At 63.9% G+C, this 13,699-nt stretch carries 11 protein-coding genes and 1 pseudogene (1 of these 12 running past the window's edge); 5 read left to right on the plus strand and 7 right to left on the minus strand.

Annotated features, from left to right (window positions below; translation table 11 throughout):
* From ABEG18_RS08500 to ABEG18_RS08515, 4 genes and pseudogenes are all read right to left on the minus strand, one after another.
* A pseudogene (locus ABEG18_RS08500) lies at positions 1-19 on the minus strand (recombinase family protein) (its annotated part extends 350 nt beyond the left edge of the window); the annotation flags it as partial.
* A gap of 86 nt (positions 20-105) precedes the next feature.
* Positions 106-1,431, minus strand: a complete 1,326-nt coding sequence (locus tag ABEG18_RS08505) for an adenylate/guanylate cyclase domain-containing protein (RefSeq protein WP_406857634.1) — start codon at positions 1,429-1,431, stop codon at positions 106-108.
* A 1,095-nt stretch (positions 1,432-2,526) separates the two neighbouring features.
* Complete coding sequence (locus tag ABEG18_RS08510; RefSeq protein WP_406857635.1) at positions 2,527-3,687, minus strand: M20 aminoacylase family protein; 1,161 nt, start codon at positions 3,685-3,687, stop codon at positions 2,527-2,529.
* Positions 3,688-4,040: 353 nt separating this feature from the next.
* Positions 4,041-5,489 (minus strand): amidohydrolase family protein, encoded by a 1,449-nt coding sequence (locus ABEG18_RS08515; protein WP_406857636.1) that lies wholly within the window; start codon positions 5,487-5,489, stop codon positions 4,041-4,043.
* Positions 5,490-5,646: 157 nt separating this feature from the next.
* On the opposite strand from ABEG18_RS08515, the gene ABEG18_RS08520 reads away from it, so the two are divergent.
* Positions 5,647-6,942 (plus strand): NAD(P)/FAD-dependent oxidoreductase, encoded by a 1,296-nt coding sequence (locus ABEG18_RS08520; RefSeq protein ID WP_406857637.1) that lies wholly within the window; start codon positions 5,647-5,649, stop codon positions 6,940-6,942.
* A gap of 25 nt (positions 6,943-6,967) precedes the next feature.
* Here ABEG18_RS08520 and ABEG18_RS08525 read toward each other — a convergent pair whose 3' ends face one another.
* The 3 genes from ABEG18_RS08525 to ABEG18_RS08535 all read right to left on the minus strand — a co-directional run bounded on the left by ABEG18_RS08525 (position 6,968) and on the right by ABEG18_RS08535 (position 10,354).
* Complete coding sequence (locus ABEG18_RS08525) at positions 6,968-8,053, minus strand: amino acid ABC transporter permease (RefSeq protein ID WP_406857638.1); 1,086 nt, start codon at positions 8,051-8,053, stop codon at positions 6,968-6,970.
* 3 nt (positions 8,054-8,056) lie between these two features.
* On the minus strand, positions 8,057-9,208 hold the full coding sequence (locus ABEG18_RS08530; RefSeq protein ID WP_406857639.1) for an amino acid ABC transporter permease: 1,152 nt from the start codon (positions 9,206-9,208) through the stop codon (positions 8,057-8,059).
* 108 nt (positions 9,209-9,316) lie between these two features.
* Positions 9,317-10,354, minus strand: coding sequence for an amino acid ABC transporter substrate-binding protein (locus ABEG18_RS08535; protein ID WP_406857640.1), 1,038 nt, complete (start codon positions 10,352-10,354; stop codon positions 9,317-9,319).
* 272 nt (positions 10,355-10,626) lie between these two features.
* Here ABEG18_RS08535 and ABEG18_RS08540 point away from each other — a divergent pair, with 272 nt between their 5' ends.
* From ABEG18_RS08540 to ABEG18_RS08555, 4 genes are all read left to right on the plus strand, one after another.
* Entirely contained in the window at positions 10,627-11,019 is a 393-nt protein-coding gene (locus ABEG18_RS08540) for a VOC family protein (RefSeq protein WP_406857641.1), read from the plus strand.
* Positions 11,020-11,117: 98 nt separating this feature from the next.
* Entirely contained in the window at positions 11,118-12,635 is a 1,518-nt protein-coding gene (locus ABEG18_RS08545; protein WP_406857642.1) for an ABC transporter substrate-binding protein, read from the plus strand.
* A 96-nt stretch (positions 12,636-12,731) separates the two neighbouring features.
* Positions 12,732-13,595 carry an ABC transporter permease gene (locus ABEG18_RS08550; protein ID WP_406857643.1) on the plus strand — a complete coding sequence of 288 codons (864 nt, stop codon included), beginning with the start codon at positions 12,732-12,734 and terminating at the stop codon, positions 13,593-13,595.
* Positions 13,571-13,696 carry a hypothetical protein gene (locus ABEG18_RS08555; protein ID WP_406858567.1) on the plus strand — a complete coding sequence of 42 codons (126 nt, stop codon included), beginning with the start codon at positions 13,571-13,573 and terminating at the stop codon, positions 13,694-13,696. The genes ABEG18_RS08550 and ABEG18_RS08555 overlap by 25 nt, the downstream gene beginning before the upstream one ends.
* Positions 13,697-13,699: the final 3 nt, after the last annotated feature.

Here is a 13,699-nt window from a genome sequence, read left to right on the forward strand (position 1 = left end):
CGTAGATGACGACGCGCATTGGGGGCCCCGGATCGTCACATGGCGAGGAGGTTTATAGATCGGGGGCCGGAGAGCCGCCAAGTCCAGGGGCGATATACGGGAATCTCAAGCCAGAGCGGACAACACGCGTATCGACTCGTCGAGACCTTTCAGATGGCGAGCACCCTGGTCCTGAAAGCGCAGGCCCGATCCGGCCACAAGGTCGCGCACGGTGCTCGACACGAGAACCTGACCGGCGTTTGCGGCCGAAGCGATCCGTGCAGCGGTGTGCACCGCAATCCCTCCGATGTCGTCTCCGCTCACTTCAATCTCGCCCGTATGAAGGCCGGTTCTGACCTCCAGTCCGAGCGATTGAATGGTTTCCGCAACGGCCAAGGCGCAGCGGACGGCCCGCGCAGGTCCGTCGAAGGTGGCCAAGAAGCCGTCGCCGAGCGTTTTGATCTCCTGTCCTCGAGCCCGCAGAATCTCACGGCGGACGAGGTCGTGATGTTGCTCCAGCAAGGATCGCCATGCCCGATCACCCAGTTCGGCGGCCCGACGCGTGGAGCCCACGATGTCGGTGAACATCACTGTCGCGAGGACGCGGTCCACATCGAGAGCAGGCCGGAGGCCGGTCACGAACTCCTCGATAGCATCAGCAATATCGCTTGAGTTCTCGCCGACGTAGGGCAGATGATCTGAGCCAGAGAACTCCAATAATTTCGCTGACGGAATCCACCGTGCGAGAAAACGGCCACCCTCCACGTTTACGGCTGTGTCTTCCGTTCGATGAAGCACCAAAGTCGGCACTCGGAGGGCGCTGAGCACACCAGAGATGTCGATTTCACTGTTCATACGCATCAAGGCTAGCGCAGCCGTTGGCGTCGCGCCCACGCGTTCGTGCCTCGCCCATGCTTTCTTAAAAGTCATGTCGCCGGCCATCGAGGGCGCGTATTTGCCTGCGCTTTCCCCGGTTCCCCACCGATTAGCCACATAATCGCGAAACTGGGCGAGCTTCGCTTCGGTCGGGTACCAACTGGCGAACTGCGCGAAGGCTCCGTACAGGACAAGGGAGATGCATCGGTCTGGATAGGTGGCTGCGAATAGACAAGCGAGCGAACCGCCTTCAGAGATGCCCAGCAGCACCGCGCGCTCCGAGCCGGCTGCGTCCATCACAGCCCGTGCATCGTCCATCCTCTCTTCCAGGCTGGGCAGGTCGGCCACTCGGTCCGAGAGTCCTGTTCCACGCTTGTCGAAGGTGATCACACGGGCGAAGCGAGCCAAGCGCTTAAGCCATCGCGCGGAGGATGGAGCGTCCCAGTTTTCCTCCACATTGGAGATAAAGCCGGGGACAACCACCACATCGACCGATCCCAATCCGAAGACTTGATAGGCGATGTGGAATTCGCCGCTCTTGGCGTATCGGGTCTCGGGCTCCAAAATCTCCGGCATCAGCTTGCCCTCGCTCGGGCGCGGTAAGCGAGGGTACAGCTTGGCCCAGCGCACTTCAAAATGGATTTAGGAGAATGACCCTCTTCGGCTAAAGATCCGGCTCCCATCCTGGGTAGACACTCGCCGCGCAGGGGCAAACTCAGCTTGGGTCAGGGGCCAACCCGAGACTAGCTCTCCTGATCGACCATGGCCCGAGCCCGTGGGTAGGTATGATCCGCAACGGCGACCAATCTGTAGCTCCATGCTGGCGTTCTCGAATAAGCTCACAAACTCGTGTCGCCTCAGAGTTGGGCGGGAGGACAGAATGAGACCCTTTCCTGAGGATCAGCTTCGTGTCTTCCGCCAGGAATATCGATCCGGCATGAGTTTGGAAGCAATCGCTTGGTTGCACGGTGTATCTCGCTCTGCCCTGTCCGTCCACGCAAGCCGGGAAAGCTGGCCGGGAGCAAGAAGGCCTTCAATCCAAGAACAAGAAAGGATCGCATCCGCGCCGGTCGGAGCAGACGATCAGGTCGATCGTCGCTTGCTTGCTCGGCATTCTCGGGAATGGGACCTCGTTCGCAATTTTTTTGGCGTGTGCTCTGCGAACTGGGGGAGTGGATGCGGCTGAGGCGGCTTACCGTTGCGCTCAAACGTTGAGGCTCATCCAGGAAAAGTTGCCTTGGGTGGCTCTCGACTAGGCGCGGTGGGAGGATGAGTCGGCAGCCTATACTCGCCTCCGTTGCTCCCGACGGTTCAATGGTTGCCCTCGCAGATGACGATGTCGAAGCGGCGCTGTCCGGCGTCGGCGGTGAGCTTTGAAAACCCGGTCGGAAGCGGCTCGCGCCGCTCAGCGCTGCGTTCGTGTAGGTCTCGACGATGGGCCGCCCTGCGCGTGCGCATACCGGCGGCAGACCTCGACCTGGTCCTCGGTCGACGCCTCGCTCTGGCGGTCGCTCGAATAGCGGGCGTAGATGACGGCGCGCATCGGCCCCGGATCGTGACATGACGGAGAAGGTTTATAGGTCGAGGGCCGCCAAGCCCGGAGTTCGACATGTTCGGCGGACCCGCGGCAGAGCCGATTTCAAACGTGCAGGCTGTCGTCATCCTCGATGGTCAGGTGGATGGTAACCGCTGCCTGATGATGGCCGCATGGAAGCGTGCTCCATAGGGCAGGCCGTCGTCGTTGAAGTCATAAGCCGGGTTGTGCAAAGGCGGGGAGTTCTTGCCATTCCCAACAAGCACGAAGCAGCCGGGCACGTGCTCCAGGAATCGGGCGAAGTCCTCCGAGCCCGTCATCGGCTCTAGGCCAATCGAGACGTGCTCCGGCTCGAACACCGTCCCGGCGGCCGCCAAGGCTTCGTCCACCAGGGCAGCGTTGTTCAGCAGTGGTACGAATTCGCGCGTATAGGTTACCTCGGCGGCGACGTTGTAGGCCAGCGCCGTTCCCTCAGCGATGATGCGCAATTGCTTCTCGATCTCGGCACTGATCTCCGATCGAAAGCTGCGGGCATCACCGAGGATTCGGGCGAGCCCCGGCAGGGCGTTGCGGGTGCCGTCGGTGATCAGCTCAGTCACCGATAAGACGCCGATGTCAGTCGGGCTCAGGCGTCGCGACGCGACCGTCTGGAGGTTCATCACCGTCGCGCAGGCGGCGACCAGCACCTCGTTGCCACAGTGGGGACGAGCGGCATGCCCGCCGACACCCTTCAGCACGATCTCGAAGTTGTCCTCAGCCGACATGATCGGCCCCACCCGGGTCTGGAAATGCGCAACAGGCAGACCTGGCATGTTGTGCAGGCCATAGATCTCCTCAAACGGGAAGCGCTCCATCAGCCCATCCGCCAGCATGGCGAGCGCGCCTCTGCCCCATTCCTCGGCAGGCTGGAAGACAAAGCGCACTGTACCGTCGAAGCCCCCTTCCTCTGCGAGGAGCTTCGCGGCCCCCAGCAGCATGGCGGTGTGCCCGTCATGGCCGCAGGCGTGCATTGTGCCGGAATTTTGCGAGCGGTAGTCCTGTGTCCCTTGTTCGGTGATGCGCAGGGCATCCATGTCAGCCCGGAGCGCGATGACCCGGTTGCCGCCGCCGCGTTTGAGCGTGCCGACCACGCCGGTGCCACCCACGCCTTCGGCAACGTCATCGAGGCCGAACTCCCGCAGCTTGGCGGCCACGAAGGCGCCAGTGCGTTTCTCTTCGAAACCAAACTCAGGATGGGCGTGCAAATCACGCCGCCACGCGGTCATCTCCCGTGTGAGCGCGTCCAGATCGATGGCCAAGGATGTCTCCTTTCTGGAAAGCGAGGCGGGTGACGACGTCGCGCAAGATGTCGGCGGCCCAAGAGGTCGGCATCCGGCGTGTGCTCGCCTGGATTGTTACCGATGCTGCCGATGCTCAGCATGAAGATCATGCCTGAGTGCGCGTTGCGGGCAACCATCTGGGCATCGGGGTCCACTCCTGAGGTCACCCGCTTCCACGCCCGTACGCGCTTTCGGGCGGCCCTCACCGTGGCTCGACGTCGAGGGCGCGGTTAGCCAGCTGCAGGACGCGCAGAAGAGCGCTTGCCGCGCGGCGGAGCTGGACGCTCCGCAGCTCCGCCCTCTGGCGACACAGGCGCCCTTGTCCCTGCCGCTCACTCCTTGATGGCGAACACGCGCGGGCTGAGCTGATCGAGCCTGCGGCCAGCCCAGTCGTGGCTAGGCGCGGCTGCGATGGCTTCGCTTTGGGCCCGTCGGAGCAGCTCGATATCCTCAGCGATGTCGAACTCAACGACCTCGCCCTCCTTCACCACTTGCCGGCCGTCGACATAGACGTCCCGGATCGCCCGGTCGTTGGCCGAGTAGACGAGGCTACGGATCGGCTCGTAGTCGGGCTGCATATAGGGGTTGCGCATGTCGACGACCGAAAAATCCGCCTTGCAACCGGGCGCCAGCCGCCCGAGATCGGGCCGGCGGATCATGTCCGCGCCGGTCGCCGTCGCACCCATGAACACGTCGTGGGTCGTGGAGGCCGTGAAGCTGCCGCCGATGATCCGCCCCGCGTAACAGGCCATCCGCATCTCATCGAGCATGTTGTGCGGGAAGCTGTCCGTGCCGATGCCGCATTGGATCCCGGCCTTCACGTAACGCGAGAGGGTGTTGAGCGCGATGCCGCGCCTCGCGAACACGACGGGGCAATGGGCCACCATGGCGCCGGAGTCGCGCAGTATTTCGAAGTCGTTGGCATGGGGATAGTGGATCCACGGGTGATCGTTGAGGAAGATGCAGTGCCCGATGATCGTATCGGGCCCCAGCGCGCCGATGCGGTCGAGCCATTCCACCGGAGTGGCGCCGTAGCGACGCACGATCTCCTGGAATTCGACGATGCTCTGCGCCGCGTGGATCTGGATGGGCTGGTTCCGCTCGCGGGCAGCCGCCAGAGCATCGCGGATCTGCCCTTCGGAGCATGTGTCGATCTGCGCCGGACCGAAGAAGCCAGTGATCCGGCCCGACGGATGCCGTGACGCCTTGTCGGCGATCTCGATCGCGTTCTTCAACGCCTTGTCGCCGGCGGCGTAATCGAGATCGTACTCGACCGAATGGCCATTGGTGGTCTTCCATGGACCGGATCGGAACATGCCCCACAGCACGGCGCGGATGCCGGTCTCGGCATATTCATCGGCCCAGCTGTCGCGCGGCCGGCCCAGATCGCAGATCGTCGTCACGCCACTCTTCAGGAGTTCGGATACGGCTACTCGCAGGCAAGGGCGCGTGTATTCCTTGCCGACCTGGAACACCGGCATGAACTCGTAGAGCGAGCTCTGCCCGAGCTTGGGCGAGCCCAACTCCTCCAGCATCCCCTTCCAGCCGGGTTCGTGCCCGGGATGGCTGTGAATGTCGACGAAGCCGGGGATGATCATCCGGTCGCGGGCGTCGATCTCCTGCGTCGCCGGCCCGTCATAGCCCTTGCCGACATGCACGATGTCCTGACCCGAAAACGCGAAATCGGCGCCGCGCAGATAGACGTGGGATTTGGCGGCCTGGTCCCAGGCGACCAGCCAATCGCAGTTGCGGAAAACAGTGACGCCGGCGGTTTCGCTCATCGGAGTTCCGTTGTTCGATGGTGTGAAAAGACCCGGTGCGGCGCCGCCCTGCGGGACACCCCGTGGCGGATCGCCATGGGCTCGGCCCTGAGCTTCAAGCCCACGCCCGCAGCGGCGCCCATGGCTGAGACGGCCAATGTGCACCTATAGTGGTGTTATGACCGAATACATTGATTCCTACTACTCCCGCACGCGCCGTCCGTCGTCCTTGCGGCCGTCTTTGACCGGGGTCGTCGATGTGGACGTGGCGATCGTCGGGGGCGGGCTCGCTGGGCTGACCGCCGCAATCGAACTGGTCCGCGCCGGTCGGAGCGTCGCCATTCTGGAGGCCCAGCGCATTGGCTGGGGAGCCTCGGGCCGCAATGGCGGCTTCGTCGGGCCTGGCTACGCCACGAGCCTCTCCCACATCGCGCTGATGGCCGGCCGGGAGGCGGCGCATGAGTTGTATCGCCTCTCCATCGAAGGCGTCCGGATCGTCGAGGACAACCTCTCCGCGCTCGGCTCGACCGACAATGTCGCGACCTATGGCACGATGAGCGTGATGCGCCACGCCGCCGCCCCCGCCCTGAAGGCCCGGCAGGAGCAGATGGCGCGCGACTTTGGTTACGCGCTGGAGTTCCGCGATCGTGAGCAGGTTCGCGGCGTGCTGCGATCGACCAAGTATCACGAAGCGTTGTTCGATCCTCAGGCGTTCCATTTTCATCCGCTCGATTACGCGCTGTCCCTGGCTTCCGGATGCGAAGCGCTGGGCGCGCAGATCTTCGAAGGCTCGCCGGTGATCGGCGCAAACCTGGATGGCGCGACCAAGGTGCTGCAAACGTCCGGAGGGCGGATCGAGGCGCGCGACGTGGTGTTCGCGACGGGAGGCTATACGGGGGACGTGTCGCCGCGCTTGCGCCGCGCGATGCTGCCGATCGCCACCTATGTGCTGCTGACGGAGCCTGCCCCGGAGCGGATCGCCAACGTCATCGGCGTGCCCTACGCCATCAGCGATAACCGGCGGGCTGGCGACTACTATCGCATCGTGGATGGCGGTCGCAGGCTCCTCTGGGGCGGGCGCATCACGACGCGCACCAGCGAGCCGGCGCGATTGGCCGAGATGCTGCGGGCCACCATGGTGTCGACCTATCCGAGTCTCGCGGGGATCGGCGTCGACGCAGCCTGGTCGGGGCTGATGGCGTATGCCCGCCACCTCATGCCGATGATCGGGCAAACCACGCCACACGTCTGGCACTGCTTCGGTTTCGGCGGGCACGGCCTCAACACCACCGCCGTCGGCGGGCGGGTCGTCGCCGAAGGCATTCTGGGCGCAAGCGACCGCTACAAGCTTTTCGCGCCGTTCGGGCTGAACTGGGCCGGCGGCCCGGTCGGCGCCGCTGTGGCGCAGATGACCTACTGGACCTACCAGGCCATGGATTTCGCCAAGGAATTCCGGGCGGCGCGAGCTGGCTGATCCAGCCGGCGACGCAAGGGCGGCGCTAGTCGAACCCCGTTCTCAGCCTGCGCTCGAGATAGCGGCTATAGGCGCCCATTCCGTACGAGAACACGAGGTAGATCGTGGCCGCGAACAGATAGCCTTCCAGCACGGCGGCGCCGACCCATTCCGGGTCGAGCATCGCGGTGCGGACCGTCGACAGGAAGTCGAGCAGGCCGATGATCGTCACGAGTGTCGTGTCCTGGAAGAAGCCGATCGAGATGTTGACCAGCGGCGGGATGACGATCTTGAGGGCCGGCGGCAGCACGATGAGCCGCATCGCCTGCCAGTAGTGCAGCCCCAGAGACGCCGCAGCCTCGTACTGGCCGCGCGGAATGGCCTGAAGCCCGCCACGCACCGCTTCCGCGATATAGGCGCCCGCGAAGATGATGATCGCGACCTGGGCGCGGAGCAGCTTGTCGACGGTCACGCCGGTCGGCATGAACAACGGCAGCATCACGGTGGCCATGAACAGGATCGAGATCAGCGGCACGCCGCGGATGACCTCGATAAAGAACACCGCGATGACGCGGATGGCCGGCAGCTTCGACGCTCGCGCCAAAGCGAGCACGACGCCAAGCGGAAAGCCCAGCGCCAAGCCCACGGCGGTGAGGATGAAGGAGAGCGGCAGGCCGCTCCATTGTGTCGTTGGAATTGGCTTTAGCCCAAAGGCGCCGCCGGCGATCAACACCATGCCGGCGACCAGAGCGAACGCCCAGACGGCCAGGAGCCAACGCCCCCAGAACCGCGGGATCATCGAGACGCCGATCGCGACAAAGAACACCGCCATCGCGAGGGCAGGACGCCAGTGCTCGTCATAGGGGTAGACGCCGAAGATCATGAAGCGCGCTTTGGCGGCCAGGAACGGCAGGCAGATCCCGCTTCCGGCGCGGCAGATCGCGCCGCCCCCTTCCGCGACGGCGCGCGTCACCGCCCATCCCCAGGCGGCCTTGGCGACGATCCAGAACAGCCAAAGGCAGACGATCGTGATCACCGCGTTGAGCGGCGTGCCGAAGAGCGGCTGAACGGAGCGTTGAAAGAAGCCGGGCTTGGGCGGCGGCGCGGTCGCCATGAGTTCGGTCTGCGACATGGCTCAACGCTCCTTCAGCGCGACGCGGGCGTTGTACCAGTTCATGAAGAGCGAGATCGTGATCGAAATGCTGAGGTAGACCAACATCATGATCGCGATCCCTTCGACCGCCTGACCGGTCTGGTTCATGGTCGTATTGGTCACGAGGACGAGGTCGGGATATCCGATGGCGGTCGCGAGCGAGGAGTTCTTGAACAGGCTGAGATAGGCGCTGGTCAGCGGCGGGATGATCACCCGCAGCGCCTGCGGCAGAACCACGAGCCGCAACGCCATGCCGCGATCGAGCCCAAGCGACTTCGTGGCGTCCCATTGCCCCCTGCTCACCGAGAGAATGCCGGAGCGCACCGTCTCGGCGATGCCGGCCGATGCCGAGAGGGTCAGACCCATCAGAAGCGCGGTGAACTCGGGCTTGAGATGCGCGCCTCCGGCAAGCCGGAAGCGGCCCTTCTCCGGGTACTCGATCGTGATTTCCGGCTGGAAGACCAACACGGCCACGAGCGCCGGCCCGAGCAGGGCGAGCAACACCCAAGGCCACATCCGCCTTGACGCGCCGGTGGACACGCGCTGCGCAATCATGCGCCGGCGAACGGCTACGGCCAAAACTGCGCCTATGATGAGCGCGAGCAGCACCTTGGTGTGTGCTGGCGTCCAGTTCATCGCCGGGATGGTGACGCCGCTGTTCGAGATGAACACATGCGGCATTAACGCGATGGCGTCGCGCACGGGCGGCAGCAAATTCACGATCAGCCCGTACCAGAGAAACAGGTACAAAAGCAGCGGAACGTTGCGCAGCGCCTCGACATAGACGAAGGCCAGCGCCCTCAGCAGCGGATTGCCAGACAGGCGCGCGACGCCGACGATGACGCCAAGGATCGTCGCGAACACAACCGCGAGCGCAGACACGAAGATCGTGTTGAGTATGCCGGTCAGCAACGCCCGGGCGAAACTGTCGGTCGGCTTGTAGTCGATGAAGCTCGGACTGATCACAAAGCCAGCTTCGCGGCCCAGGAATCCAAACCCGGTGACGATGTTCTGCTCGGCGAGCTTTTGCGACACGTTCGCGGCCAGATACCACGCCATGCTGGCGACGAACGCGACCGCCAGCACCTGATACAGGATGGCGCGCACGCGCAGGTCGTAGAACAGTCGCGTCATCGCGGCGTGCTCGCTGGTCAGGATTGAGACTGGAAAGCGCGGGCAGGCGGCAAGCGAGCCGCCTGCCTGCAGGATCGATCAGGCCAGGTCAGGGGTGAGGCGGCCGGCTTACCGGAAGGGCGGCGAATAGAGCAGGCCGCCTTCGGTCCAGAGCTTGTTCGGCCCACGCGAGAGACCGATCGGGGTGTCCGGACCGACGTTGCGGTCGAACATCTCGGCATAGTTGCCGACGCCCTTGATCACGTTGTAGGCCCATTTCGGATCGAGCCCGAGCATCTTGCCGAGGTCGCCGTTGACGCCCAGCAAACGCTGCACTTCGGGATCCTTGCTGGTCAGGAAGGTATCGACATTGGCGCGCGTGATCTTCAACTCTTCCGCCGCCACCATCGCGAAGAACGACCAGGTGACAATGTCGCGCCAATTGGCGTCGTTCTGCCGGACCACCGGCGCCAGCGGCTCCTTCGATATCGTCTCAGGCAGGATCACGTGATCCTTGGGATTTGGCGCAACCGCGCGAACAGAAGCGAGGTCGGAGCGGTCCGTCGTGATCGCGTCGCAGCGGCCGGTGAAGTAGGCGTTCCGCCACTCGTCCGAATTTTCGAACACCACTGCCTCGTACTTGATGTTGCGAGGCCGGAAATAGTCTTCAAGATTCTGCTGCGTTGTCGTGCCGGGCAGCACGCAAACCACCGCGCTGCCGAGTTCGCCTGCGCTTTTCACATTGAGCTTGGCCGGGACCATGATCCCCTGGCCGTCGTAGAAGACAATCGGTCCGAAATCGAGCCCGAGCGAATTGTCGCGCGAGAAGGTCCATGTGGTCTGGCGCGAGAGAAGATCGACCTCGCCGGATTGCAGCCCCTGGAAGCGCACGTTGGTGCTGAGGGGGACCGACTCGACTTTGTCCGGATCGCCGAACACCGCGGCCGAGACCGCGCGGCAGACATCCTGGTCAAACCCGCGTCGCACGCCCTTGTCGTCCGCGAAGGAGAACCCGGCCGCAACGGGCGAGACGCCGCACAGCACCTTGCCGCGCTTCTTGACGGCGTCGAGCGTGGCCTGCGCCTGAGCGGGCGCGGATGCCAACAATCCCAAACCGAGCGCGATACCAATGCCTGCGGCCAGCCTATACGGCTTGAATTTCTTCATGAAGATCCTCCCTGCACGGGGCTGAAACACCCCGCTGTGCCGTTGAAGCTATAGCAGCTTGAGGGTCCCGACAATTCGCGAGCGCGTGTTGAGCGTAGCATTCGCGCCAGTGTCTTCAGCCACCCCGAGGCGGCTTCGGGCGCTATCGAAACGCGCCGACCGACCGCCGGATTCGGCTAAGCTTGACACGGAATACGTGTTGTATACCGTCGAAATTATCCCGCGAGCGGGGGCTGGTTGGCGACGCTCCCGACGGACCAAAAGGCTGAACGATGACGTCTTCTAACCGGCCACCCCACTCCGCGACTGAAAAGCTGATCAGCTTTCTTTATTATCGTGATCTGCCGGCCGCGATGCGCTTCTACGAAGATGTTCTCGGCCTGACGCTCGAGATCGATCAGGGCTGGTCAAAAATCTACCGGGTTACAGCTAACGGGTACATTGGACTCGTCGACGAAAGCCGCGGCAGCCATCGGGCGAACAACATCAAGCCGGTGCAAATTTGCATGCGCGTCGCCGACGTCGACGCATGGTACGCTTATATCCGCAGCGTCGGACCTTCAGGCCTTCGCGAACCGCGCAGCAATGCCGCACTCAAGATCCGCGCCTTCGTGTTCGACGATCCTGAAGGCTACCAGCTCGAAATCCAGTCCTCGCTCGCTTGAGCGGGCTTTCAAAACAACCGGACCATGCGCAGGGGAGCGATCGAATGATAAAGAACGGCCTCGCAGGCTTGACGCGCCGAAACTTATTCGCGCTCGCCATGCTGAGCGGCGTGGCGCTTTCCGGAGCCGCGCAGGCTGAGGGGAAGTCACTCACGATCGCGCTGACCGCCGACGCGGTGATCCTTGATCCGCACGCGGCCAACGAGCTTACCGGCAACATCATGTTCTACCACTTCTACGATCCGCTGGTATCGCGGACGCCGGAGCTCGGCTTCGAGCCGGGGCTGGCGGAAAGCTGGCAGATCGTGGACGACACCACCTGGGTGTTCAAGCTGCGCAAGGGCGTCAAGTTTCACAACGGCGACGAGTTGAAGGCCTCCGACGTCGTCTACACCTTCGAGCGCTTGAAGAAGGCGCTAATGTCGAACCTCGTTGCGAACATCGCCTCGTCCCGCGCCATCGACGACTACACGGTCGAGATCAAGACGCCGAAGCCCTATGCTGTGCTCCACATGGCGCTCGCCGAGGTGCTAATCGTCAACGAGAAGTACACCAAGGCGATGGGCGACGAGCAGATGGGCCTGAAGCCCATGGGCACCGGTCCCTACAAGCTCACCGAATGGGTCAAAGAAGACCGGCTCTCGATGACGGCGCACGCCGATTACTGGCGCGGAAAGCCGAAGATCGACACCGTCACGTTCAAGCCGATCACCAACCCGGCCACCCGCACGGCGGCGCTGCTGACGGGCGGCGTCGACGTGATCCAGGACCTGTCGGTGCGCGACGTGGCCAGCGTGAAGTCCAACGCCGCCTATGACGTCGTCACCCGGCCCAGCCTGCTCAACATGGTGATCGCGATCGACACGCGCGAGAAGTCGCCGACGATCGACCTGCCGACCAACCCGATGCGCGACCGCCGGGTGCGCGAGGCGCTGGTGCGCGCCATCAACGTCGACGCCATCAAAACCGTGGTGATGAACGGCTTCGCGACGCCCAGCGAGCAGTATGTTCCCTCGTCGCACCTGGGCTACGTGCCGGGCCTCGACTTCCGCAAGCTCTACCCGTTCGACGTCGAGAAGGCGAAGGCGCTGATGAAGGACGCGGGCTTCGAAAAGGGGTTCGCGATGACGCTCGACACCACCAACAACCGCTACGTCAACGACGGCGCGATCGCGCAGGCGCTGGCCGGCATGCTGGCGCGCATCAACGTCAAGCTCAACCTCAACCTGATGCCGCGCTCCAACTTCTTCGGCTACATCCGCGTGCCGTCCGACAAGTCGAGCTTCATCATGAGCGGCTGGGACACGCCCTCGGGCGACGCCGGCAACATGTACAGCACGCTGATGTACAGCCGCGGCAAGAAGCCCGGCTTCGGCCAGGCCAATCGCGGCTCCTTCGCGAACGAGGAGTTCGACAGCTGGATCGACAAGGCGGACGCCACCGCCGACATCAAGCAGCGCGACGCTTTCCTGAAGGAGGCCACCCAGGTGGCGGCCCGCGAAATCCCGATGATCCCGCTCCATTACGAGCAGGACATCTACGCGGCTAAGAAGAACGTCAAGGTCGTGCCGCGGATGGACAAGTTCATCTGGGCCTACGAGATGGACGTGAACTGACGCCCTCTCGGCGTTCCCTGATTGTCCACCGGCGGGCCGCATCGGCCTGCCGGTCGCCGCTGCCGCCCTATCGGCCACGCCCGTGAGAGCTCAATCGTGTTCGGCTACTTCACCAAGCGATTGATCCAGATCGTCGTGGTCCTCTGGGCCGTGTCCGTGCTCGTCTTCGTGATGATGAGCTTCACGGGCGACCCCACCTACATGATGGTGCCGCTGGACGCGACCGAGGAGCAGATCGCCCAGGCGCGCCGGCTGCTCGGCCTCGACGACAGCCATCTCGTCCAGTACGGCCACTTCCTGTCGAGCCTCGTCCGGGGCGACTTCGGGCGCTCCTTCGTGTTCCGCCAGCCCGCCATGCAGCTGATCCTGGAACGGCTGCCGGCCACGCTCGAGATCGTCATTCTCGCCATGGCGATCGCCCTCGTGGTCGCCATCCCGCTCGGCGTCTACGCCGGCGCGAGCCCCGAGCGGGCCAGCAGCCAGGCCGTGATGGCGGGTTCGCTCGTCGGCATCTCGCTGCCCGGGTTCTGGCTCGGCATGGTGCTGATCTACGTCTTCGCGGTGAAGTTCCAGCTCGTTCCCTCGTCCGGCAGAGGGCCGACGCAGGAGTGGCTCGGCCTGCGCGTCAGCTTCCTGAGCTGGAAAGGCTTTCGCCACCTCATCCTGCCCGCGCTGACGCTCTCGGTCGGCACGCTCGCGATCCTGATCCGCATCATCCGCGCCGAGATGATGGAGGTGATGAAGCAGGACTACATCAAGTTCGCCCGCGCCAAGGGCGCGGACCGGCGCGGCGTCCTGTTCAAGCACGGTCTCAAGAACGCGCTGATCCCGCTCGTCACGGTGTTCGGGCTGATGATGGGCGACCTCATCGCGTTCGCGACGCTGACGAGACCATTTTCGCGTGGCCGGGCATCGGCAAGCTCCTGGTCGACTCGATCTATCGCGGCGACCGGCCGGTGATCGTCGTCTACCTCATGTTCGTCGCGTTCATGTTCGTGGTCGTCAACTTCGTGGTCGACATCCTGTATGCGGTCATCGATCCGCGCATCAAGGTGAAGTGAAGC

It is taken from the genome of Alsobacter sp. KACC 23698 (assembly GCF_045348435.1).
Lineage (GTDB): Bacteria > Pseudomonadota > Alphaproteobacteria > Rhizobiales > Beijerinckiaceae > Alsobacter.

Excerpts from the sequence above, each read along its gene's own strand:
- ABEG18_RS08505 (WP_406857634.1), bottom strand. The coding sequence starts at position 1,431 with ATGCCGGAGATTTTGGAGCCCGAGACCCGATACGCCAAGAGCGGCGAA.
- ABEG18_RS08515 (WP_406857636.1), bottom strand. The coding sequence starts at position 5,489 with ATGAGCGAAACCGCCGGCGTCACTGTTTTCCGCAACTGCGATTGGCTG.
- ABEG18_RS08520 (WP_406857637.1), top strand. The coding sequence starts at position 5,647 with ATGACCGAATACATTGATTCCTACTACTCCCGCACGCGCCGTCCGTCG.
- ABEG18_RS08525 (WP_406857638.1), bottom strand. The coding sequence starts at position 8,053 with ATGTCGCAGACCGAACTCATGGCGACCGCGCCGCCGCCCAAGCCCGGC.
- ABEG18_RS08530 (WP_406857639.1), bottom strand. The coding sequence starts at position 9,208 with ATGACGCGACTGTTCTACGACCTGCGCGTGCGCGCCATCCTGTATCAG.
- ABEG18_RS08535 (WP_406857640.1), bottom strand. The coding sequence starts at position 10,354 with ATGAAGAAATTCAAGCCGTATAGGCTGGCCGCAGGCATTGGTATCGCG.
- ABEG18_RS08540 (WP_406857641.1), top strand. The coding sequence starts at position 10,627 with ATGACGTCTTCTAACCGGCCACCCCACTCCGCGACTGAAAAGCTGATC.
- ABEG18_RS08545 (WP_406857642.1), top strand. The coding sequence starts at position 11,118 with ATGCTGAGCGGCGTGGCGCTTTCCGGAGCCGCGCAGGCTGAGGGGAAG.